This is a genomic window from Nocardioides aurantiacus (assembly GCF_003752505.1).
Lineage (GTDB): Bacteria > Actinomycetota > Actinomycetes > Propionibacteriales > Nocardioidaceae > Marmoricola > Marmoricola aurantiacus.
The window spans coordinates 40893-64104 of record NZ_RKHO01000001.1 but is presented as its reverse complement, the minus strand read 5'-3'; the positions used below and the strand labels follow the sequence as shown (position 1 = coordinate 64104).

The 23212-nt window shown below is 73.2% G+C and carries 16 protein-coding genes; 15 read left to right on the top strand and 1 reads right to left on the bottom strand.

What is annotated here, in order from left to right:
- Positions 1–56 precede the first annotated feature (56 nt).
- The 12 genes from EDD33_RS00290 (at position 57) to EDD33_RS00235 (ending at position 17072) form a co-directional block, all read left to right on the top strand.
- Positions 57–854, top strand: a complete 798-nt coding sequence (locus EDD33_RS00290) for an IclR family transcriptional regulator (RefSeq protein ID WP_123388644.1) — start codon at positions 57–59, stop codon at positions 852–854.
- Positions 855–1003: 149 nt separating this feature from the next.
- Positions 1004–2482 (top strand): aldehyde dehydrogenase family protein, encoded by a 1479-nt coding sequence (locus EDD33_RS00285; RefSeq protein WP_123388643.1) that lies wholly within the window; start codon positions 1004–1006, stop codon positions 2480–2482.
- Positions 2479–4314, top strand: a complete 1836-nt coding sequence (betA, locus tag EDD33_RS00280) for a choline dehydrogenase (protein WP_123388642.1) — start codon at positions 2479–2481, stop codon at positions 4312–4314. Before EDD33_RS00285 ends, betA begins: the two co-directional genes overlap by 4 nt.
- Positions 4311–5417 (top strand): quaternary amine ABC transporter ATP-binding protein, encoded by a 1107-nt coding sequence (locus EDD33_RS00275; RefSeq protein ID WP_123388641.1) that lies wholly within the window; start codon positions 4311–4313, stop codon positions 5415–5417. Before betA ends, EDD33_RS00275 begins: the two co-directional genes overlap by 4 nt.
- Positions 5414–7462 carry an ABC transporter permease gene (locus tag EDD33_RS00270; protein ID WP_123388640.1) on the top strand — a complete coding sequence of 683 codons (2049 nt, stop codon included), beginning with the start codon at positions 5414–5416 and terminating at the stop codon, positions 7460–7462. Before EDD33_RS00275 ends, EDD33_RS00270 begins: the two co-directional genes overlap by 4 nt.
- A gap of 79 nt (positions 7463–7541) precedes the next feature.
- Positions 7542–8528: an ABC transporter substrate-binding protein gene (locus EDD33_RS00265; protein WP_123388639.1), complete on the top strand. Its 987-nt coding sequence runs from the start codon at positions 7542–7544 to the stop codon at positions 8526–8528.
- A 196-nt stretch (positions 8529–8724) separates the two neighbouring features.
- Entirely contained in the window at positions 8725–11247 is a 2523-nt protein-coding gene (locus EDD33_RS00260; RefSeq protein WP_123388638.1) for a GcvT family protein, read from the top strand.
- Positions 11247–12020, top strand: a complete 774-nt coding sequence (locus EDD33_RS00255; RefSeq protein ID WP_123388637.1) for an electron transfer flavoprotein subunit beta/FixA family protein — start codon at positions 11247–11249, stop codon at positions 12018–12020. Before EDD33_RS00260 ends, EDD33_RS00255 begins: the two co-directional genes overlap by 1 nt.
- Complete coding sequence (locus EDD33_RS00250) at positions 12017–12994, top strand: electron transfer flavoprotein subunit alpha/FixB family protein (RefSeq protein ID WP_123388636.1); 978 nt, start codon at positions 12017–12019, stop codon at positions 12992–12994. Before EDD33_RS00255 ends, EDD33_RS00250 begins: the two co-directional genes overlap by 4 nt.
- Positions 12995–13144: 150 nt before the next feature.
- Positions 13145–14464 carry an outer membrane protein assembly factor BamB family protein gene (locus EDD33_RS00245; protein WP_148076900.1) on the top strand — a complete coding sequence of 440 codons (1320 nt, stop codon included), beginning with the start codon at positions 13145–13147 and terminating at the stop codon, positions 14462–14464.
- A gap of 68 nt (positions 14465–14532) precedes the next feature.
- Entirely contained in the window at positions 14533–16617 is a 2085-nt protein-coding gene (locus tag EDD33_RS00240; RefSeq protein ID WP_123388634.1) for a RecQ family ATP-dependent DNA helicase, read from the top strand.
- Positions 16614–17072 carry a DUF3995 domain-containing protein gene (locus tag EDD33_RS00235; RefSeq protein WP_123388633.1) on the top strand — a complete coding sequence of 153 codons (459 nt, stop codon included), beginning with the start codon at positions 16614–16616 and terminating at the stop codon, positions 17070–17072. The genes EDD33_RS00240 and EDD33_RS00235 overlap by 4 nt, the downstream gene beginning before the upstream one ends.
- 285 nt (positions 17073–17357) lie before the next feature.
- Here the strand turns inward: EDD33_RS00235 and EDD33_RS00230 are convergent, their stop codons facing one another.
- Positions 17358–18965, bottom strand: a complete 1608-nt coding sequence (locus EDD33_RS00230) for a DHA2 family efflux MFS transporter permease subunit (RefSeq protein ID WP_342773567.1) — start codon at positions 18963–18965, stop codon at positions 17358–17360.
- Between the two features lie 77 nt (positions 18966–19042).
- On the opposite strand from EDD33_RS00230, the gene EDD33_RS00225 reads away from it, so the two are divergent.
- From EDD33_RS00225 to EDD33_RS00215, 3 genes are all read left to right on the top strand, one after another.
- Positions 19043–19759, top strand: coding sequence for a YoaK family protein (locus tag EDD33_RS00225; RefSeq protein ID WP_246003277.1), 717 nt, complete (start codon positions 19043–19045; stop codon positions 19757–19759).
- A 19-nt stretch (positions 19760–19778) separates the two neighbouring features.
- Positions 19779–21578 (top strand): ABC transporter ATP-binding protein, encoded by a 1800-nt coding sequence (locus EDD33_RS00220; RefSeq protein ID WP_123392811.1) that lies wholly within the window; start codon positions 19779–19781, stop codon positions 21576–21578.
- Between the two features lie 149 nt (positions 21579–21727).
- A complete protein-coding gene (locus EDD33_RS00215; RefSeq protein ID WP_123388632.1) occupies positions 21728–23122 on the top strand; it encodes an NAD-dependent malic enzyme in 1395 nt (464 codons plus the stop codon).
- Positions 23123–23212: the final 90 nt, after the last annotated feature.

The window sequence follows — 23212 nt, the reverse complement described above, 5'->3', positions numbered from 1 at the left end:
CGCCCCACCCACGCACCCACCTGGCGGAGTTGCGCGATGAGGTCTAGGTTCGCGCCATGAGCAACACGGCCGCGGCGGAGCGGGAGCTGGTGCCCGCCGCGACGGGCGGCGTGCAGTCGGTCGACCGGGCGCTGCGCATCCTCGAGATCCTGGCACGCTCGGGCGAGTCGGGCGTGACCGAGGTGGCCGCCGCACTCGAGGTGCACAAGAGCACGGCCTTCCGGCTGGTGGCGACGCTGGAGCAGCACGGGCTGGTCGAGCAGGTCGAGGGTCGTGGCAAGTACCGCCTCGGCGTCGGCCTGCTCCGCCTCGCCGGGGCCACCAGCGCCCGGCTCGACGTGGTGCAGGAGGCCCGACCGCTGTGCAAGCAGCTGGCCACCGCCACCGGCGAGACGGTCAACCTGGCCACCCTCAGCGGCGGGTCGGCGCTCTACCTCGACCAGGTGGCCGGGCCGAGCGCGCTGCAGCCGCACAACTGGGTGGGCCAGCACATCCCGCTGCACGCGACGAGCAACGGCAAGGTGCTGATGGCCTGGCTGGAGGACGACGAGCTCAAGCAGCTGCTGGGCCGGCTGCCGTCGTACACCGGGCTGACCATCACCTCGCGGGCCGCGCTGCGCAAGGAGCTGGAGCTGGTCCGCGAGCAGGGGTACGCCCTGGCCGTCGACGAGCTGGAGGTCGGCCTCGCCGCCGCCGCGGCGCCGGTGCGCAACGCCCACGGCGACGTGGTCTGCTCCGTCAGCGTCTCCGGGCCGACCTTCCGGCTGACCGACGAGCGGATGCAGCGGGTGCTCCCCCTGCTGGTCGAGGCGTCCGACGAGCTCTCCCACCGGCTGGGCTGGGGCGCCCGGTGAGTCGCCGGCGACCGCGGCGGTCACGGCGGCGACGCGGTCTGCACCGGTCCGACGTCGAACCTTGACGGGACTCCGCCGTCGCCCCAGTGTGTTTCGGATGACGCCGGTTGGTTGCGTGACGCGCAACGCCGGCAAGGACGGATGAGCAGATGCCCGAGAACTTCATCGCCGGATCCTGGAGCTCGGCGCGCGCCGGGGGCCGTCGCGAGATCCGCTGCCCCGCCGACGGCACGCTGGTGGCCGAGGTCGACGAGTCGACGCAGGTCGACACCGAGGCCGCCGTCGCCGCGGCCCGCACCGCGTTCGACGAGGGCACCTGGCCGGGCACCAGCGCCCGCGAGCGGGGCGACCTGCTGCTCCGCGTGGCCGACCTGCTGCAGCGCGACCGGGCCGAGCTGGCGCGGGCCGAGTCGCTCGACACCGGCAAGCGGCTCGCCGAGAGCGAGCTCGACATCGACGACGTCACCAGCGTCTTCCGGCACTTCGGCCACGTCGCCGACGCGGGTGCCGGCCGGGTCGTCGACACCGGCAACCCCGGCGTCGTCAGCCGCGTGGTCACCGAGCCGGTGGGCGTCTGCGGCCTGATCACCCCGTGGAACTACCCGCTGCTCCAGGTGTCGTGGAAGGTCGCCCCCGCGCTGGCCGCCGGTTGCACCTTCGTGCTCAAGCCCAGCGAGCTCTCGCCCAGCACGGCGGTCCACCTGCTGCGGCTGCTCGACGAGGCCGGGCTGCCGCCGGGCGTCGGCAACCTCGTCCTCGGCGACGGGCCCCACGCCGGCGCGCTGCTGAGCGAGGACCCCCGCGTCGACCTCGTCTCCTTCACCGGCGGCCTGGAGACCGGCAAGCGGATCATGGCCGCGGCGTCGCGGACGGTGAAGAAGGTCGCGCTCGAGCTCGGCGGCAAGAACCCCAACATCGTCTTCGCCGACGCCGACCTCGAGGTCGCGCTCGACATGGCGCTGACCGCGGTGTTCCTGCACTCCGGCCAGGTCTGCTCGGCGGGCGCCCGGCTGCTGGTCGAGGACGCGGTCGCCCAGGACTTCACCGCCGAGCTCGTACGCCGCGCCGCCGCCATCCGGCTCGGCGGCCCCTTCGACGAGCAGGCCGAGACCGGCGCCCTGATCTCGCAGGCCCACCTCGACAAGGTCACGGCGTACGTCGAGGCCGGGGTCGCCGAGGGAGCCACCGTCCTCGTCGGCGGCCACCGGGTCACCGACGGCGACCTGGCGCAGGGCTACTTCTTCGCCCCCACCGTGCTGGGCGACGTGCACTCCTCGATGAGCGTGGCGCAGGACGAGTCGTTCGGCCCGGTGCTGACGGTGGAGACGTTCACCGGCGAGGACGAGGCGGTGCGGATCGCCAACGACTCGATCTACGGCCTCGCGGGGGCCGTGTGGACCCGCGACGCGGGCCGGGGCCAGCGGATCGCCGCCCGGCTGCGGATGGGCACGGTCTGGATCAACGACTACCACCCCTACGTCGCCCAGGCGGAGTGGGGCGGCTACAAGCAGTCGGGCATCGGCCGCGAGCTCGGCGAGCACGGGCTGGCGGAGTACCAGGAGGTCAAGCACGTCTGGCACAACATCGCCCCGGCGCGCTCCGACTGGTTCTCGGGCGGCGCGTCGTGAGCCGCCGCGACCGCTACGACTTCGTCATCGTCGGCGGCGGGTCGGCCGGGTGCGCCCTGGCCAACCGCCTCAGCGCCGACCCCGCGACCACCGTGCTCGTGCTGGAGGCGGGGCGCACCGACCGGTGGGACCCGCTCGTGCACGCGCCGGCGGCGCTGCCGTTCCCGATCGGCAACCCGCTCTACGACTGGCGCTACGAGTCCGAGCCGGAGCCGGGCATGGGCGGCCGGCGGGTCTACCACGCCCGCGGCAAGGTCCTCGGGGGCTCGAGCTCGATCAACGGGATGATCTTCCAGCGCGGCAACCCGATGGACTACGAGCGCTGGGCCGCCGACCCCGGGCTGGAGCGCTGGGACTACCGCCACTGCCTGCCCTACTTCCGACGCATGGAGTCGCTCGTCCTGCCCGACGGCCAGGTCGGCGCCGACGCCTGGCGCGGCGGCTCCGGCCCGCTCGTCCTCGAGCGCAGCCCCGCGACCAACCCGCTGTTCAGCGCCTTCTTCGAGGCCGCGGAGCAGGCGGGCTACCCGCGCTCCGACGACGTCAACGGCTACCGCCAGGAGGGGTTCGGACGCTTCGACCGCAACATCGTCAAGGGCGTGCGGATGTCGGCCGCCCGGGCCTACCTCCACCCGGTGATGCACCGGCCCAACCTCACCGTCGAGACCTTCGCCCAGGCCACCCGGGTGCGCTTCGAGGGCACGCGCGCCGTCGGCGTGGACTACCTGCGCGGCGGCCGCGTCCGGCGCCACGCCGCCGCGGGCGAGGTCCTGCTGTGCGGCGGCGCCATCGGCACGCCGCAGCTGCTCCAGCTCTCCGGCGTCGGCGATCCCGACCACCTGCGGCCCCTGGGGGTCGAGGTGGTCCACGACCTGCCCGGCGTCGGCGAGAACCTCCAGGACCACCTCGAGGTCTACATCCAGCACTCCTCGCTGCAGCCGGTCTCCATCGTGGAGGGCCTGAAGTGGCGCAACCGGCCGCTCGTCGGCCTGGAGTGGCTGCTCAAGCGCACCGGCACCGCCGCGTCCAACCACTTCGAGGGCGGGGGCTTCGCCCGCAGCAACGACGACGTCGACTGGCCCAACCTGATGTTCCACTTCCTGCCCATCGCGATCCGCTACGACGGGTCGCCGCCGGCCGGCCAGGACCGCTACGCCCACGGCTACCAGGTGCACGTCGGCCCGATGTACGCCGACACCCGCGGCTGGGTCCGCATCGACAGCACCGACCCGCGGCGCAAGCCGAAGCTGCTCTTCAACTACCTCACCACGCCCAACGACCGCCGCGAGTGGGTCGAGGCGGTCCGGGTCGCGCGCGAGATCCTCGGCCAGCCGGCGTTCGCGCCCTTCAGCGGCGGCGAGCTGTCCCCCGGGGCGGACGTGGAGACCGACGAGGAGATCCTCGACTGGGTGCGCCGCGACGCCGAGACGGCGCTGCACCCGTCGTGCACCGCCAAGATGGGCCTGGACGCCGCCTCGGTCACCCACCCCGACTCGCTGCGGGTCCACGGGGTCGACGGGCTGCGGGTGGTGGACGCCAGCGTCTTCCCCTACGTCACCAACGGCAACATCTACGCGCCGGTGATGATGGTGGCCGAGAAGGCGGCCGACCTGGTCCTCGGCAACACCCCGCTCGCACCTGCGCAGACGCCGTACTACCGCCACCGCGGCGGCTCCCCGCTCTACCCTCCCGGTGACCCCCGCAACAGCGACCCGGTGCCGCCGCGCGTCGCCGCGGCGTACGGCCCCTCGATCCACCCGCACCACCACCCCGGCGCCGCCCGCCAGGACGACCTGGCGCCCATCCCCGCGACAGGTGAGGACACGCCATGACCGCCACCGATGCCCGGACCACCCCCGACGCCACCGGCCGCGCCGGCGGAGCGGGGCTCGAGGTCCGCGACCTGTGGAAGATCTTCGGCCCCAGGGCCGACAAGATCATCGGTACGCCGGACGCCGAGCTCTCCCGTGCCGACCTCAAGGCCAAGACCGGCTGCGTGGTGGGCGTCAAGGACGTCTCCTTCGACGTGGCCCCCGGTGAGGTGTTCGTCGTGATGGGCCTCTCCGGCTCGGGCAAGTCCACCCTGGTGCGCTGCCTGACCCGGCTGATCGAGCCCACGCACGGCACCGTGCGGATCGGCGACGACGAGGTGACCAGCTGCTCGGAGTCCCAGCTGCGCGAGCTGCGCCGCCACCAGGTCTCGATGGTCTTCCAGCACTTCGGGCTGCTGCCCCACAAGCAGGTCATCGACAACGTCGCCTACGGCCTCGAGGTCCGCGGCATGAGCAAGAAGGAGCGGCGGGCCAAGGCCGGCGAGGTCGTCGACCTGGTCGGGCTCTCGGGCTACGAGACCAGCTATCCCGACCAGCTCTCCGGCGGCATGCAGCAGCGCGTCGGCCTGGCCCGCGCCCTGGCCGGCGACCCGTCGATGCTGCTCTTCGACGAGCCGTTCTCGGCGCTGGACCCCCTGATCCGCCGCGACATGCAGAACGAGGTCATCCGGCTGCACCGCGAGGTCGGCAAGACGATGGTCTTCATCACCCACGACCTCGCCGAGGCGCTCAAGCTGGGCGACCGGATCATGATCCTGCGCGACGGCGAGGTGGTGCAGATCGGCACGCCCGACGAGGTGGTGGGCGCCCCGGCCGACGACTACGTCGCGGACTTCACCTCCGACGTCCCGCGCTCCCACGTGCTGACGCTGAAGTGGGTGATGCGGCCCCCGCGCCCCGACGACTCCTCCGAGGGCCCGGTGATGAGCTCCTCCACGATCGTGCGCGAGGCCGCCCAGGCGGCGCTGGCCTCCGACCACCCCGTCCGGGTCGTCGACGACGGCGAGCTCGTCGGCATCGTCGACGACGACGCGATCCTGCGGGTCGTGGTGGCCGAGCAGGCGCCGCCGGGGACCGGCCCGGGAGCGGGTGGTCACCGGTGAGCACGACCGCGGGCACCGCCGTACGCGCCCAGGAGCGGGAGGACCGGGCCGCGGCCGACTCCGGCTCCGGCGGCGGGGTCCCGCGCTGGGTGCTCGTGATCGGCATCGTGGTCGCCTGGGTGGTGCTGTGGTCGGTCCTCCGCGGCCAGGACACGCTGGTCCTGCGCGGCCGCGACTCCACGCCGCTGCACGACGACCTCACCGCGTTCCGCGACGGCGTGCTGGCCAGCCGCGACACCAACCCCGTGATCGGGCTGACCACCGCCATCGCCGAGGGCTTTCGCGCCGTGTTCGACTTCCTGCAGCGGCTGGTCTCGGTGCCGGCCTTCCCGCGGCCGGTCCCGCAGGTCGGCTGGCTCGGCGTGACGGCGCTGGCCGCGTGGGTGGCCCTGGCGGTGGCCAGCTGGCGGATCTCGCTGCTGGTGACCGGCACCTTCCTGGCCTACGGCCTGCTCGGCTTCTGGTCCGACTCCCTCGACCTGCTGCTCGTCACCGGCCTCGCGGTGGTCATGACCGTGCTGATCGGCATGCCCCTGGCTGTCGCGGTCGGCACCAGCCGCCGCGCCAAGGCGGTGATCACGCCGGTGCTCGACGCGATGCAGACCATGCCGACGTTCGTCTACCTGATCCCCGTCGTGCTGTTCTTCGGGATCGGCGTCGCCGGCGCGGTGGCCTGCACCCTGATCTACGCCCTCCCGCCGCTGATCCGGATCGGCGGCTACGGCATCAGCGCGGTCTCGACCGCCACGCTCGAGGCCACCGACTCCTTCGGGCAGACCCGGTGGCAGCGGCTGCGCAAGGTGCAGCTGCCGATGGCACGCAAGACGATCATCGTCGGCCTCAACCAGACCACGATGGCCGCGCTGTCGATGGCGATCATCGCCTCCTACGTCAACGGCCCCGGGCTGGGCAAGCCGGTCCTCCAGGGCCTGATCCGCAACGACGTCGGGTCCTCGCTGGTGCCCGGGCTGCTCATCGTGCTGACCGCGATCATGCTCGACCGCACCACCACGGCGGCCAGCGAGCGGGCCGACCTCGCCGCCCGCGGCCGCGGCCTGGTGGGCCGTCCCCGACAGCTGCTGCTGGGCGTCGGCGCGGTCGTCGCCCTGGCCTGCGTCTACCTCTCCCGCACCGTGCTCGACCTCGCGACCTTCCCGGAGACCGGGTGGGGCCGGAGCCTGGCCGACGGCCTCGACTCGGTCGTCGGGTCGGTCGTGGGGGCGCTCGACGGGCCCGGCGAGGTGTTCAAGAACGCCGTGACCTACGGCCTGCTCAACCCGATGCAGTCGCTGCTGGCGGAGTCGCCGTGGTGGCTGGCCGCCGTGGCCATCGCCGGCATCGCCGCAGCCCTGGGCGGCGTACGCGCGCTGCTGCCGGCGGTGGTGTGCCTGGCCGGCATCTGGTTCTTCGACCTGTGGAACGACACCATGGTCACCCTCAACATGGTGCTCGTCGCCACCATCCTGGTGATGGTCGTCGCCACCGTCTTCGGCGTCCTGATGGCCCGCAGCCGCCGGATCGACGTCACGCTGCGACCGCTGCTCGACGCCGGCCAGACCATCCCGGCCTTCGTCTACCTGATCCCCGTGCTGGCCCTGTTCGGGTCGACGCGGTTCACCGCCATCGTCGCCGCCCTGGTGTACGCCGCCCCCGCGGCCATCAAGCTCGTGGCCGACGGCGTCAAGGCGGTGCCCGAGACCACCCTCGAGGCCTCCCGGTCGACGGGCACGACGTCGTGGCAGGAGATCACCCAGGTGCAGCTGCCGATGGCGCGCGGCTCGCTGGTGCTGGCCGCCAACCAGGGGCTGCTCTACGTGCTCGCCATGGTCGTGATCGGCGGCCTGGTCGGCGCCGGCGCCCTCGGCTACGACGTCGTGCTCGGCTTCTCGCGCAGCGAGGAGTGGGGCAAGGGCGCGGCGGCGGGCATCACCATCGTCCTGCTCGGCATCATGCTCGACCGGATCGGCCAACGGGCCGCGGCCCGGACGGGCGAGGGCGTCAAGGTCCCGCTCAGGCGCGGCACGTCGGGCGCGGCCGCGCGATGACCAGCTACTCGGGCGCGGCGCCCCTCGCCGCACAGTCGCACCACACCAGTCGGTCGAGACGACCAGAGACGGAGAACCGATGAGGACCTACCGGAGGACGGGGCGCCTGGCTGCCCTGGCGGCGTGCGCCGCACTGGCGCTGGCGGGCTGCGGCAGCGGGGGCTCGATCGACGAGCAGACCCAGGCCAACGAGGAGAACGCCGCCGAGAGCGGCGACTGCGGCGAGCTCAACATGGCCGTCAACCCGTGGGTCGGCTACCAGGCCGACGCCTACGTCGTCGGCGAGCTGGCCAAGGAGAGGTTCGGCTGCACGGTCAACTACAAGGACCTCAAGGAGGACGTCTCCTGGCAGGGCTTCGGCACCGGCGACGTCGACGTGGTGATCGAGGACTGGGGCCACCCCGACCTGGAGAAGAAGTTCTTCGAGGGCGAGGGCGACGGCAGCGCCCAGGACATGGGCCCGACCGGCAACGAGGGCATCATCGGGTGGTACGTCCCGCCGTGGCTGGCCGAGAAGTACCCCGACATCCTGGACCACGAGAACCTCAACAAGTACGCCGAGCAGTTCAAGACCTCGGAGTCCGGCGGCAAGGGCCAGTTCCTCGGCGCCGACCCGTCCTACGTCCAGTTCGACGAGGCGATCGTCAGCAACCTGGACCTGAACTTCAAGGTCGTCTTCTCCGGCTCCGAGGCCGCCAGCATCCAGGCGTTCGAGAAGGCCGAGAAGAACAAGGAGTTCCTGATCGGCTACTTCTACGAGCCGCAGTGGCTCTTCGCCGAGGTCCCGCTGGCCAAGGTCGAGCTCCCCGAGTTCGAGGACGGCTGCCAGGACGACCCGGCCGAGGTCGCCTGCGACTACCCCGTCACGACCCTGAAGAAGATCGTCTCGACGTCCTGGGCCGAGGAGGGCGGCCCCGCCGTCGACCTGGTCAAGAACTTCGAGTGGACCAACGACGACCAGAACGAGGTCGCCAAGATGATCGCCAAGGACGGCATGGACCCCGACGCCGCCGCCCAGCAGTGGATCGAGGACAACCCCGACAAGGTCGACGCCTGGCTCGGCTGACCCGACGTCGTAGGACCGACGGCCCACCTCGCACCGCGGGGTGGGCCGTCGGCGTCTCCGGGTGCACGCCCGGGCCGGTGGGACACCCGCCCCGCCTCCTTGACACCCCCGAACCGCCGGGTGACGATGGGAGTGCGTTCCGCATAGCGCAATGCGTTGCACATGACGCAACACCAGCGAACTCCCGGGAGGGCCCGTGGCCACCGTCCCCAGCACCGCCAACGTCGTCGTGATCGGCGCCGGCATCGTCGGCAACAGCCTGGTCCACCACCTCACCCGACTGGGGTGGAAGGACGTCGTCCAGCTCGACAAGGGAGCGCTGCCCAACCCGGGCGGCTCGACCGGTCACGCCTCCAACTTCATCTTCCCGGTGGACCACTCCCGGGAGATCACGGACCTGACGATGGACTCGGTCCGGCAGTACCAGGAGATGGGCGTCTTCACCCAGTCCGGCGGCTTCGAGGTGGCCCGCACCGAGGAGCGGATGGAGGAGCTGCGGCGGCGCATGTCCAGTGCCAAGGCGTGGGGCATCGACTCCGAGCTGGTCACCCCGGCCCAGGTCGTCGAGAAGGTGCCGTTCCTGGACCCCGACCAGATCATCGGCGCGTTCTGGACCCCCACCGTCGGCGTCGTCGACTCCCTGCGCGCGGGCACGATCATGCGCGAGCAGGCGCTGGCCACCGGCGAGCTGACCGTCGTCGCGGGCGCCGAGGTCGAGGACCTCGTCGTCGAGGAGGGCGAGCACGGGCGGCGCATCCGCAGCGTCGTCACCGACCAGGGCACCATCGAGGCGTCGTACGTCGTGATCGCCGCCGGCGTCTGGAGCCCCAAGCTCGGCGACATGGCGGGCATCCGGATCGCGCTGACCCCGGCGGTGCACCAGATGATCTCGGTCGGTCCGTGCCCGCAGCTGGCCGAGAAGGAGGGCGAGATCTCCTTCCCGATCATCCGCGACATGGACACCTTCTGCTACGAGCGCCAGCACGGCGCCGACATGGAGGTCGGCTCCTACGCCCACCGGCCGATCCTGCACGAGCCCGAGGAGATCCCCTCGATCGAGCAGGCGCGGCTGTCCCCCACCGAGATGCCGTTCACCGAGGACGACTTCGACCAGCAGCTCGAGGAGGCCCTGGAGCTGATGCCGGAGCTGCTCGGCGCCGAGGGGGCGGAGATCCGCTACGCCATCAACGGTCTGCTCTCGCTGACCGCCGACGGCAACCCGATCCTGGGCGAGAGCGAGGTCGAGGGCCTGTGGGTCTCGGCCGCGGTCTGGATCAAGGAGGGTCCGGGCGTCGGACGCGCGGTGGCGGAGTGGATGACCCACGGCCACTCCGAGATCGACCTGCACCACAGCGACATCGCGCGCTTCCACCCCCACGAGACCACCCGCGAGCACGTCCGGGCGCGCACCAGCGAGGCGTTCAACAAGACCTACGGCATCGTCCACCCCGGCGAGCAGTGGGGCTCGGACCGCGACATCCGGTTCTCGCCCATGGCCGACTCGCAGAAGGCGCTCGGCGCGGTCTTCCACGAGACCGTCGGCTGGGAGCGGCCGTGGTGGTACGAGTCCAACGCCGACCTGCTGGAGACCTACGGCGAGGCCGTGATGCCCCGCGAGCACGAGTGGGACAGCCGCTGGTGGAGCCCGATCATCAACGCCGAGCACCTCGCGATGCGCGAGCACGCCGGCGTCGTCGACCTCACCGCGTTCCAGGTGCTCGACATCACCGGGCCCGGTGCGCTCGCCTCGGTGCAGCGGACCTGCGTCGCGCAGTGCGACGTGGCGGTCGGCAAGGTCGTCTACACGCCCGTGCTCGACGCCAAGGGCGGGTTCCTCTCCGACCTGACCGTGATGCGGCTGGGCGAGGACCGCTTCCGGGTCGTCACCGGCGGCGCCCACGGCATGGCCGACCGCAAGCACTTCACCGACCGGCTGGTCGACGGGGCCGAGCTGGCCGACGTCACCGAGGAGGTCTCGACGATCGGCATCTGGGGCCCGAAGGCCCGCGAGGTGCTCGCCTCGCTCTCCTCCGACGACCTCAGCGACGGCGGCTTCGGCTTCCTGACCTCCCGCGAGATCGACGTCAAGGGCGTGGACGCCCCGGTCCTGGCCTCGCGGATCTCCTACGTCGGCGACCTGGGCTGGGAGCTCTACGTGCCGTTCTCGGCGGCCGCGTCACTGTGGGACGCGCTGCTCACGGCCGGCAAGGAGCACGGCGTACGACCGGTGGGCATCGGGGTCTACGGCACCACCGGCCGCATCGAGAAGGGCTACCGCGCCTTCGGCGCCGAGCTCGACGCCGAGCGGACCATCGTGGAGACCGGGATGCAGCGGCCCAAGGTCAAGGCGGCCGACTTCCTCGGCAAGGAGGCCTACCTCGCCCAGCGGGAGGGGGCGCCGGCGACGGTGCTGTGCACGCTGACCGTCGACGACCACACCTCGGCCAGCGGCGTGAAGCGCTACATGCTCGGCGGCGAGCCGATCCTGAGCGCCGACGGTGGGCTGCTGACCGACGGCCACGGCCACCATCCCTACGTCACCAGCGCCGGCTCGGCGCCCTCGCTCGGCACGCACGTGCTGCTGGCGTTCCTGCCGCCCGAGGAGGCCACGATCGGCAACCGTCTCGCCGTGTCCTACATGGAGGAGCTCTACCCGGTCACGGTCGGCTCGGTCGACGCGACGCCGCTGCTCGACCCCGAGAACGAGCGGCTCCGCTGATGGCCGACGTGCTGGTCTGCGTCAAGCGCGTCCCGGACTTCTCCGGCGAGGTGCTGCTCAGCGACGACGCACAGTCCGCCGACGCCCGCTACGTCGGCCACACCCTGTCCAACCACGACCTGTGCGCCGTCGAGACGGCCGTGCAGCTCGCGGCGGCGACCGGCGGGTCGGCGACGGTGCTGACCGTCGGCTCGGCCGACGCGGTCGAGCAGCTGCGCACGGCGCTCGGCGTCGGGTGCACGGCGGCGGTGCTCGTCGAGGCCGACCCGGTCACGCTCGGCCCGGCCGACGTCGCTCGGGAGGTCGCCGCGGTGGTGGCCGACCACGAGGCGTCGCGCGGGGCGGCGTACGACCTGGTGCTGCTGGGCAACGACGCCGCCGACTCCGGCGACTTCCAGGTCGGCATCCGGCTGGCCAGGCTGCTCGACCGGCCGGTCGTGACGGGGGTGCAGACGGTCACGCTCGACGGCGACCGGGTGACGCTGGTCAGCGACGTGGCCGAGGGACGCGAGACCTACCGCCTCCCCACGCCCGCGGTGGTGACGGTCCTGGAGGGCGGCGTCGAGCCGCGCTACCCCACCATCACCGGCCGCATGAAGGCCAAGAAGATCCCCGTCGAGGAGCGCGCGCTCAGCGCCGAGCCGGTGGGGAGCGGCCGGGTGCGGCTGCGCGTGCCCGCCCCGCAGTCGTCGACCTCGACGCTGCTCGGCGAGGGACCCGAGGCGGCGCCCGCCGTCGTCGACCTGCTGCAGCAGCTGGGGGTGGCCCGATGATCGTGGTGTACGTCGAGACGGTGGGTGGCGTCGTCGCCGAGGTGTCCCTGGAGGCGGTCGCCTTCGCCCGCACCCTGGCCGCCGCCGGAGGCGGCATCCCCGTCGACGCCGTGGTCTGCGGACCGCTGGGCGACGCCGGGCCCAAGGAGCTCGCCGAGGCCGGCGTGCGCACCGTGCTGCACGCCGACGCGGGCGAGTTCGACGTCTTCTCCGGCGCCGCCCACGCCCGCGCCGTGCTCGCGGCGCGCGAGCAGACCCGGGCGGTGGTGCTGATGGGCGGCGGCACCAACCGCGGCAACGACGTGATGGCGCGGGTCGCCACCGAGCTCGACGTCGCGATGGCCGCCAACGTCGTCGCCTTCGAGGGCCTCTCCCCCTTCACCGTCACCCGCCAGGTCGTCGGCGGCGCGGCGCTGGAGGAGGTGCGGCTCGGCTCGCGGCCGGCCGTGTTCAGCGTCGCCGGCCACGCCGTCGAGGCCACGCCCGCCGAGACCGCCGGTCCGGCCACGCTCACCCCGCTCGCCGTCACCCTCGAGCCCGGCGACCTCACGGTCCGGGCCGTCTCGGTCGAGGCCGTCGACACCGAGGCGGCCGGCAACCTGAAGTCGGCCCGCGTCGTCGTCGGCGCCGGTCGCGGCGCCGGCGGACCCGAGGGGTTCGGCGACGCGCTCGAGCTCGCGGAGCTGCTCGGCGGCCAGCTCGGGGTCTCCCGCGTGGTGACCTCGCTCGGCTGGCGGCCGCACCACGAGCAGGTGGGCCAGACCGGCAGCCGGATCTCGCCCGAGGTCTACATCCCCTGCGGCATCTCCGGCGCGATCCAGCACTGGGCCGGCTGCGCCAGCTCCAAGGTGATCCTCGCGGTCAACACCGACGCCGACGCGCCGATGATGACCAAGGCGACGTACGCCGTGGTGGGCGACATGCACGAGGTCGTCCCCGCCGTCAACGAGGAGATCCGGCGGCGCCGGGGGTGAGCGGCGGCGGCGGATTCCCAAGGTCGCCGGGGAAACCGCCACCGGTCCGGAGGAACAACCCCGGCACAGCGACCAGCGCTCCGGCGCAGTAGCCCACCGAACCGGTCGGTCCTGCTGCCCGGGGCTGCTCTCCCGCCTACGCTGACCGGCGTGCGCGGGAGATGGCTGGTGGTGGCGCTCGTCGTCGCGGTCCTCGCGGCGGGGGCCGGCACCTGGCTGACCCGGCGCGAGGCCGCTCCCGGCTGCGGCGCCGAGGTCACGTCGTACGCCGCGGCCGACTCCGCCAGCCCGTTCCTCGACGCCGACGCCCGCGCGGCCGACCCCGACGAGCGGCGCGACCGGCTGGTCGAGGTGCTCCAGGACGACGGCGGGCCGCTCGGCGAGGTGCTCGGGGCGGTCGGCTACGACTACCAGCAGTGGGCGCAGGTCGGGGGCTACGCGCAGGGGATCGGCGTCCGCACCCGCGACGACCCCGACTTCACGATGCTCGACGACGAGACGCTGGAGCCCCGGTGGAGCGTCGCGGTCGGCACCCAGCGCTCGACGTACGACGCGGACCACTCCCGCTACGTCGTGCTCACCCTGCCCGCGGACCGCGCCCCCGACGTCGTCGCCCTCGACGCCGACAGCGGCCGGCAGCGGTGGTGCGCCCGGCTCGACGGCGGTCCCCTGTCGCGCGAGTCGGTGGTCTCCACGCAGCTCCTCGACGAGGGGATCGTGGTGCTGGCCGACGACCGGCTGAGCCGGCTGGGTCCCGACGGCCCGGGCTGGGAGCGCGACGCCACGCTGACCGGCACCGACTTCCTCGGCTCCTTCGACGGTGGCCTGCTGGTCGGCGGCAGCCCGCTGACCGACCTGCTCGACCCGTCGGCGCTCGAGCGCCGCGAGGCCGGACCCGCGCTGGCACTGCTGGACGCGGACACCGGCCGGGCCCGGTGGACCGACGACCTGCCCGCCGGCGCGGGCGTCTCGGTGGTGGGCACCACCGAGGACCGGGCGGTGCTGACGCGGTGGGACGCCGGGGACGCCGAGGGGCGGCTGGTCGCGCTCGACGCCGACGGGCGCGAGGCGTGGTCGGTGGTGCCCGCGCGCGGGACGGCGTACGACGCGACGGTGCGCGCCGGGCGGGTGCTGGTCCGGGCGGGCACCCGCTGGTCGGCGTACGACGCGACGGACGGGCGGCGGCTGTGGGCCTTCACCGTGCCCGCGACCCCGCAGTTCCTGCCCTACGGCTCGGAGCTGGCCGCGGTGCCGCTGCTCGACGAGGACCACGTGCTGGTGGCCGGCACCGACGCCCTGCACGTGCTCGACCTGCGCACCGGGCGGCGTACGTCGACCCCGCTGCCCACCGACGGCGTCAGCACCACCTTCTGGCCGTACGCCGTGGTGCTCTCCCCCTCGCTGGTCGCGCTGGCCACCAACACCGCGGCCGTCGTGGCCCGCCGGGCGGACCTGGCCGACGCCTCCTAGGAGGGCTCGCGGGCACCCCTGTGGACGCCGCCGGGCGGCTGTCGGACCCGGTTGACACACTCAGGGGCATGGACACCCGCGACGAGGCCGAACGTCACCTGCGCGCCCTCGTCGGCTCCGACGACGCGACGCTCCACGACGACCAGTGGGCGGCGATCGAGGCGCTCGTGGTCCACCAGCGGCGCTCCCTGGTGGTGCAGCGCACCGGCTGGGGCAAGTCCGCGGTCTACTTCGTCGCCACCGCGCTGCTGCGCGAGCTCGGGGCCGGCCCGACGGTGATCATCTCGCCCCTGCTGGCCCTGATGCGCAACCAGATCGAGGCCGCCCAGCGCGCCGGCATCCGCGCGGCGACGATCAACTCGACCAACCTCGAGGACTGGGAGTCGGTGCGCGCCCGCGTCGACGCCGGCGAGGTCGACGTGCTCCTGGTCAGCCCCGAGCGGCTCAACAACCCGTCCTTCCGCGAGCAGGTGCTGCCCCAGCTGACCGAGACCGTCGGCCTGCTGGTCGTGGACGAGGCGCACTGCATCTCCGACTGGGGCCACGACTTCCGGCCCGACTACCGCCGGATCCGCCAGATGCTGGCGACGCTGCCCGAGGGCATCCCGGTGCTGGCCACGACCGCGACCGCCAACAGCCGGGTCACCCACGACGTCGCCGAGCAGCTCGGGCAGGACGTCCTCGTGCTCCGCGGCACCCTCGACCGCGAGTCGCTCCACCTCGGCGTCGTCGAGCTCGAGCGGCCCGAGCACCGGCTGGCGTGGCTGGCCGACCACCTCGACGAGCTGCCGGGCTCCGGCATCGTCTACACGCTCACGGTCGCCGCCACCCAGGAGATCGCCGAGCACCTCCGCTCACGCGGCCACGCCGTCGCGGCGTACTCCGGGCAGACCGAGGCCACCGAGCGCCTCGCCCTCGAGCAGGACCTGCTGGCGGGCCGGCTCAAGTGCCTGGTCGCGACGAGCGCGCTCGGGATGGGCTTCGACGCGCGGCTGGGCTTCGTGGTCAACGTCGGCGCGCCGTCGTCGCCGGTGGCCTACTACCAGCAGGTCGGCCGCGCCGGCCGCGGCACCGACGACGCCACCGTGGTGCTGCTGCCCGCCTTCGAGGACCGCGAGATCTGGCGCTACTTCGCCTCGCTGGCCTTCCCGCCCGAGCTGCACGTCCGCAGCACGCTGCGCGCCCTCACCGACGCCGGCACGCCACTGTCGACCGCCGCGCTGGAGACCCACGTCGACCTCAGCCGCACCCGCCTGGAGACCATGCTCAAGGTGCTCGACGTCGACGGCGCGGTCGACCGGGTGCGTGGCGGCTGGACCGCGACCGGGCAGGAGTGGGCCTACGACCAGGAGCGCTTCGACCGGGTCGCCGAGGCGCGCCGCCAGGAGCAGGACGCGATGCTGGCCTACGTCGCGACCACCGGCTGCCGGATGCGCTACCTGCGCGAGCAGCTCGACGACCCCGACGCCACCGACTGCGGGCGCTGCGACAACTGCGGCGGGCTCAGCCTGGCCGGCTCGGTCAGCGACGCCGCCGTCGAGGCCGCGGGCGAGCAGCTGCGCCGCCCGGGCGTCACGGTCGCGCCGCGCAAGATGTGGCCGACCGCGCTCGCGGGCATGGGCATCGACCTGACCGGCAAGCTCAAGGAGCCCGCCGAGCCCGGTCGGGCGGTGGCCCGGCTGACCGACCTCGGCTACGGCCAGCAGCTCCGCGCCCTGCTCGCCGAGGGCGCCCCCGACGGCCCCGTGCCCCCGCAGCTGGTCGACGCCGTGATGGCGGTGATGCGCGAGTGGGCACCCGACTGGCCCGCCCGGCCGACCGGCGTGGTCCAGGTCGGCTCGGCACGACGACCCCAGCTGGTCGCCGACCTCACCCAGGGCATCGCCCGCACCATGCGGATCCCCGTGGTCGCCACCTGGGCCGTGGCCGACGACTCCGTCCCGCCGCTGGCCGGGTCGTCCAACTCGGCGCAGCGCGTGGCCGCCGTACGCCGCCGCCACGCCCTCGAGGTGACCGGCGACCTCGACGGCGGGCCGGTCCTGCTGGTCGACGACCTCGTCGCCACCGGGTGGTCGCTCACGCTGGCCGCCCAGGCGCTCCGGGCCGCCGGGTCCGGCCCGGTGCTACCGCTGGCGCTGGCCACCCAGTCGTGACCGGTCCGCGGCCGGTGCCCGTGGGGCTCCTGGTCGCGGCCGTGGCGGGGACGGTGCACGCCGCGGTCAGCGCCTACTGGGGCCTCGGCGGCGACGCGCTGCTGGAGACCCTCGGCGAGCGCATCGTCGAGCAGTTCCGCGACGCCCGGTGGCTGCTGCTCGTGGTCGCCGCGGTGAAGCTCGGCGGTGCCCTGGTGCCCGTCCTCCTCGCCCGGGGCGGCGGACTCGGTCGAGGCTGGCGGTCCCTGTGCTGGCTGGGGGCCGCCGTGCTGGTGCTCTGGGGCGGGCTCAACACCGTGGTCGGCGGGCTCGTGCTCACCGGTGTCGTCGTCCCGGAGGACGGCTACGACCGAGCGGCGATGATCGGTCACGCCCTGCTCTGGGACCCGCTGTTCCTGGTGTGGGGCCTCGCCCTCGCGCTCGGGTTGCGTGCCTACGGGCGGTCGACTCGCTGAGCGTTGCCGGGTGCAGCCCGGTCGACGGTGCTCGACAGGCACCTGTGGCGCCCGGGCCCGCTCGGACTCCCCCCGGGCTCGACAGCGACATCCGCACGTCGAGGGAGCGGGGGCCGGCGTACGCCCCCCTCGTCAACCCGCGAGCCCCCGGACGTCATACGACCCGGTGGCCCCGACGACCAGCACGTATGACGTCCCGGGCCCGAGCACGCGACGTCATACGACCCCGTCGCCCCGACGACCAGCACGTATGACGCCCCCCTGCCGAGGACGGGCGGCGGCGCCTCAGTGACCGACGAGGACCGGGGCCTGCTCGCCGGCGGGGTGCTCGACCTTGCGCCGCGGCAGGAACGCCGCCGGGACGAGGCAGAGCGCGACCAGGCCGGTGGCGACCCAGAAGACGAAGCCGAAGGTGTCGGCCATCTCCGCGACCACGCGGCCCTGGAGGCCGGCGAGGTCGGAGGGGTCCAGGCCCTGCTGCTCCAGGAAGGCGGCGAGCCGCTGCGGGGAGTCCTGCAGCGCCTGCACGGCTGTGCCGAGCGCGACGGTCGGGCTGTCCTTGAAGCCGTTGGTCAGCAGCACCGAGAACAGCGCCGTCCCAATCGAGGCGGCGACCTGCTGGGTGATGTTGAGGAAGGTCGAGCCACGGGCGACGTTGCGCGGCGACAGCGTCGCGAGCGCGGCGGTCATGATCGGCATCATCGTGCCGCCCATGCCGAGACCCATCACGAACAGCGCGACGATCAGGGCGACGTAGCCCGAGCCCTCGCCGACGAACATCGCGAACATGCCCATGCCGGCGGTGATCACGGCGATGCCGACGAGCACGATCTTGCCGGGCCCGATCCTGTCGGCCAGCATGCCGGCGATCGGCATCGTGATCATCGCGCCGATGCCCTGGGGAGCGAGCAGCAGCCCGGAGCTGAGCGCCGACTCGCCGCGGACCTGCTGGAAGTAGAGCGGGAAGAGCAGGCTGGCCCCGAAGAACGCGATCGCGAACAGCATCATCGCCAGCACGGCGACGGTCATGTTCTTGTTCTGCAGCAGCCGCAGCTCGATCAGCGGGTGCACGTTGGCCTCGCGCAGCGCCCACGGCACGAACGCCGCGATCAGGGCCAGGCCGAGGAGGGTCCACACCAGCACCCGGGCGGAGAAGAAGGTGCCGGTCTCGGGGATCGAGGAGACGCCGTACAGGAACGCGGCCAGGCCGGGCGAGAGCAGCAGCATCCCGACGAAGTCGAAGGACTCCGAGGGCTCGACGGCGTCGCGGGGCAGCACGATCCAGGCGTACGCCAGGGCGGCGGCGCCGATCGGCAGGTTGATCAGGAAGATCCAGTGCCACGAGAACGCGTCGATCATCCAGCCGCCGAGGATGGGGCCGAAGATGGGGCCGAGCAGCATCGGTACGCCGAGCACGGCCATCACGCGACCGATCCGCTCGGGGCCCGCCGCGCGGGTCAGGATGGTCATGCCGAGCGGCATCAGCATGCCGCCGCCGAGGCCCTGGAGCACCCGGAAGGCGACCAGCGTCTCGAGCGTGTTCGCCGCCGCGCAGAGCACCGAGCCGGCGGTGAACAGCGTGACCGCGAGCAGGTAGAGCCGCTTGGTGCCGAAGCGGTCGGCGGCCCAGCCGGTCAGCGGGATGACGCTGGCCAGGGCGAGGGTGTAGCCCGTCATCGTCCAGGCGACCTGCGCCGCGGTGGCGTCGAACTCCTCCTGGAAGGTGCGCAGCGCGACCGAGACGACGGTGATGTCCAGGATCGACATGATCGCGCCGAGCACGACAACCCCGGCCACCATCAGCACGTCCCGGTCGAGCTTGTCGGTGCCGGAGGGGCCGGAGGGGCCGGTCGGGCCGGTGGGCTGCGGGGGTGTCTCGAGGTCCTGGCTCACCGCACCAGGTTAGTTGCGCACGGCACCTGTGTCGCACCGGTTTCCTGGTGGTCTGGGTCACCGTCATGATCAGCCGGGTGACCTCACGCCGACCGCTGCTCGCCCGCGTCGAGGACGACCGGATGCACCTCGTGCTGATGCTCGTCCTCACCTTCGGCACCGGCCTGGTCGACGCCGTGGGCTACCTCGGCCTCGACCGGGTCTTCACCGGCAACATGACCGGCAACGTCGTCATCCTCGGCATGGCGCTGGTCGGCGGCAACGGGCTGCCGGTGGTCGGCCCCGTCGTGGCGCTGGGCGGGTTCGTGCTCGGCGCGGCACTGGGCGGGAGGGTGCTCAGGGGCGCCGAGCACGCCTGGACCGGCCGTACGACGCTCCTGCTGGCGCTCGTCGGCCTGCTGGTGCTCGCCCTGGCGGTGCTGCTGCTGGTGCTGCCCGACCCGGGCGAGCCGGCGCTGCTGACCGTGACCGGGGTGCTGGGCGGGGCGATGGGCGTGCAGGCCGCGACCGCGCGGTTCGTGGCCGTCAAGGACGTCACGACCGTCGTGGTCACCTCGACCCTGACCGGCCTCGCGGCCGACTCGGTGCTGGGCAGCGGCAAGGGCGGTGGCACCGGCCGGCGACTGGCCGCCGTCGTGCTGATCCTGCTCGGCGCGGCCGCCGGCGCTGCGCTGCTGCGCTGGGACGGCGGCCTGGGCCTGGCGCCGGGCCTGCTCGTCGAGGCCGCGCTGGTGCTGCTCGTGACGCTGGTCGGCGCGCTGCACGCCCGCGCCCGTCGTGCCACCACGACTTAGGGCCACCTAACCTGGCGTGGTGTCCGCTGCCGCTCCCGTCCCCGCCTCCCCGCTGCGCGAGCTCTCCCGGAGGTACGCCGGCTACCGCGCCCGCCTGGTCGCCGCGGTCGTCCTCTCGACGGTCAACAAGGTCGCCGACGTGGTGCCCGAGCTGCTCATCGGCGCCGCCGTCGACGTGGTCGTGCGCGGCGACCGCTCCTTCGTGGCGGACGTCGTCGGCGCGGACTCGCGCTACGAGCAGCTGGTCTGGCTGGCGGTCGTCAACGCCCTGGTGTGGGTCGTGGAGTCGGTCAGCGAGTACCTCGCCGCCCTGACCTGGCGCCGGCTCGCCCAGACCATCGAGCACGACCTGCGCGTCGAGGCCTACGCCCACGTGCAGCAGCTCGACGTCGCCTGGCACGAGACCCGCCCGGCCGGGACGACGCTGGCCACCCTCAACGACGACGTCAACCAGCTCGAGCGCTTCCTCGACGTCGGTGCCGCGGCGATCCTGCAGACCGTGCTCAACGTGGTCCTGGTCGGCCTCGTCTTCGCGGCCGCCTCGCCCACCCTGCTGGTGCTGGCCTTCGCCCCCATCCCGGTCATCGTGGCCGGCAGCCTGGTCTTCCAGCGTCGCCTCGACCCGCTCTACGCCCGGGTGCGCGAGACCGTCGCCGACCTCTCGGGGACGCTGTCGGCCAACCTCGGCGGCATCACCACCATCAAGGCGTTCACCGCGGAGGGCCGCGAGCGCGACCGGGTGGCGTCGGCCTCGCTGGCCTACCGCGAGGCCAACGAGGCGGCGATCCGCAGCTCCGCGGCGTTCGTGCCGCTGGTCCGGATCGCGATCCTCGTCGGCTTCACCTGCACCCTGCTCATCGGCGGCTTCCAGGTGCTCGACGGCACGCTCGAGGTCGGCCTCTACTCCGTGCTGGTGTTCATGACCCAGCGGCTGCTGTGGCCGCTGACCGCGGTCGCCGAGGTGCTCGACCTCTACCAGCGCGGACGCGCGTCGGCCGGTCGCATCCTCGGCCTGCTGGCGGTGCCGGTGACGGTCCAGCCGGGCGAGGTGCTGCTGGCCGAGCCCGCCGGGCGCATCGAGCTCCGCGGCGTACGGGCGGGGTACGCCGACGGCCCCGACGTCATCCACGACCTCGACCTCGTCGTCCCCGCGGGCGAGACCCACGCCGTGGTCGGGCCGACCGGGTCGGGCAAGTCGACGCTGCTGCGGCTGGTGCTGCGCTTCGAGGACCCGCGCGCCGGCACGGTGCTGCTCGACGACGTCGACGCCCGCGACCTGGAGTGGGCCACGGTGCGCGGCGCGATGGGCTACGTCTCCCAGGACGTCTACCTCTTCTCGGGCACGGTCGCCGACAACATCGCCTACGGCCGGCCCGAAGCCACCCGCGAGGAGGTCGAGCGGGCGGCCCGCGCGGCGGAGGCCTCGGCCTTCGTCGAGGCGATGCCGCAGGGGTACGACACCCCGGTCGGCGAGCGCGGCGTGACGCTCTCGGGGGGCCAGCGGCAGCGGCTCGCCCTGGCCCGCGCCCTGCTGCGCGACCCCGCCGTGCTCGTGCTCGACGAGGCGACCTCGGCGGTCGACAACGAGACCGAGGCCGCGATCCAGCGCTCGCTGGGCCTGGTCACCGCCGAGCGGACCGCCCTGGTGGTGGCCCACCGTCTCTCCACCGTGCGGCACGCCGACCGGATCTGGGTGCTCGACGCCGGCCGGATCGCCGAGTCCGGCACCCACGACGAGCTGGTCGCCGCCGGTGGCGCCTACGCCCAGCTGTGGGCCGTGCAGACCGGCGACCTCGGCGTGCGCTCCACCCCGGCCTGACCGGACCCACCGGTCGGGAGCCCCGCCTCTCGTGCCCGCCTCTCTAGCCCGCCGGTCGAGCCCACCGGGACCCTTGTGTTCGTAGTGTTCTCGGCGTGACGCACCTCACGACTCGCGGGTAACCACCCCCGGCGGGCAGGATGCGACCCATGGTTGACAAGAAGCGCAGAGCGGCGACGAGCGGGTCCTACAGCATCACGGTGCGACTCTTCACCGAGGTCGACCCGGCGATCGTGGGCCAGGTCGCCACCGCCATCGCCGCCGAGGGCGGCATCGTGACCGCGCTCGACGTCGCGGAGTCGCGCCACGACCGGATCGTCTACGACGTGACCTGCTCGGCCACCGACTCCGAGCACGCCGCCGAGATCGTCGACCACCTGCGCAACCTGCAGGGCATCACGGTGCACAAGGTCTCCGACCGGACCTTCCTGCTCCACATCGGCGGCAAGATCGAGGTCTCCTCCAAGGTCCCGCTGCGCACCCGCGACGACCTGTCGATGGCCTACACGCCGGGCGTGGGCCGCGTCAGCCTGGCACTGGCCGAGAACCCGGGCGACGTGCCCCGCCTGACCATCAAGGGCAACAGCGTCGCGGTCGTGACCGACGGGTCGGCCGTGCTCGGGCTGGGCAACATCGGCCCGGGCGCCGCGCTGCCGGTGATGGAGGGCAAGGCCGCGCTGTTCAAGCGGTTCGCCGACATCGACGCCTGGCCGATCTGCCTCGACACCCAGGACACCGACCGCATCGTCGACGTCGTCGCCGCGATCGCTCCCGGCTTCGGCGGCATCAACCTCGAGGACATCGCCGCACCGCGGTGCTTCGAGATCGAGCGCCGGCTGCGCGAGCGCCTCGACATCCCCGTCTTCCACGACGACCAGCACGGCACCGCGATCGTGGTGCTCGCCGCGCTCACCAACGCGCTGCGCTGCGTCGACAAGGACCTCGCCTCGATCCGCGTCGTCGTCGCGGGCGCCGGCGCCGCCGGCACCGCCATCGTGACCCTGCTGCTGGCCGCCGGTGCCGCCGACGTCGTGGTCTGCGACAAGGACGGCGCGCTGGCCGAGGGCGACGAGTCGCTCTCGCCCGCCATGGCCGACCTCGCCTCGCGCACCAACCCGCGCCGCGTCCGCGGCGACCTCCGGACGGCGCTCGAGGGCGCCGACGTCTTCATCGGCGTCAGCGCGCCGGGCGTGCTCCAGGCCGAGTGGATCCCCGGCATGGCCGCGAAGCCGATCGTGTTCGCGCTGGCCAACCCGGACCCCGAGATCGACCCCGCCGAGGCCGCGCCGTACGCCGCCGTGGTCGCCAGCGGCCGCAGCGACTACCCCAACCAGATCAACAACGTGCTGGCCTTCCCGGGTGTCTTCCGCGGGCTGCTCGACGCCCGTGCCAGCGACGTCACCGTCGAGATGCTGCTCAGCGCGGCCACCGCGATCGCCGACTGCGTCAGCGCCGAGGAGCTCAACGCCAGCTACATCATCCCCAGCGTCTTCGACTCCAAGGTGCCCAAGGCCGTCGCCCGGGCGATCCAGGGCCTCGACTGACCGGGCCCGGGCGATAGTCCGAGACGTTCGGCACCCCTCTTGCGCCCTTGGCGCGTGCCAAACGTCTCGGACTACCCCTCACGGGGGGTC

Coding starts and splice junctions, on each gene's coding strand:
- EDD33_RS00215 (WP_123388632.1), top strand. CDS start 21,728: ATGGTTGACAAGAAGCGCAGAGCGGCGACGAGCGGGTCCTACAGCATC.
- EDD33_RS00275 (WP_123388641.1), top strand. CDS start 4,311: ATGACCGCCACCGATGCCCGGACCACCCCCGACGCCACCGGCCGCGCC.
- EDD33_RS00240 (WP_123388634.1), top strand. CDS start 14,533: ATGGACACCCGCGACGAGGCCGAACGTCACCTGCGCGCCCTCGTCGGC.
- EDD33_RS00255 (WP_123388637.1), top strand. CDS start 11,247: ATGGCCGACGTGCTGGTCTGCGTCAAGCGCGTCCCGGACTTCTCCGGC.
- EDD33_RS00250 (WP_123388636.1), top strand. CDS start 12,017: ATGATCGTGGTGTACGTCGAGACGGTGGGTGGCGTCGTCGCCGAGGTG.
- EDD33_RS00265 (WP_123388639.1), top strand. CDS start 7,542: ATGAGGACCTACCGGAGGACGGGGCGCCTGGCTGCCCTGGCGGCGTGC.
- EDD33_RS00290 (WP_123388644.1), top strand. CDS start 57: ATGAGCAACACGGCCGCGGCGGAGCGGGAGCTGGTGCCCGCCGCGACG.
- EDD33_RS00285 (WP_123388643.1), top strand. CDS start 1,004: ATGCCCGAGAACTTCATCGCCGGATCCTGGAGCTCGGCGCGCGCCGGG.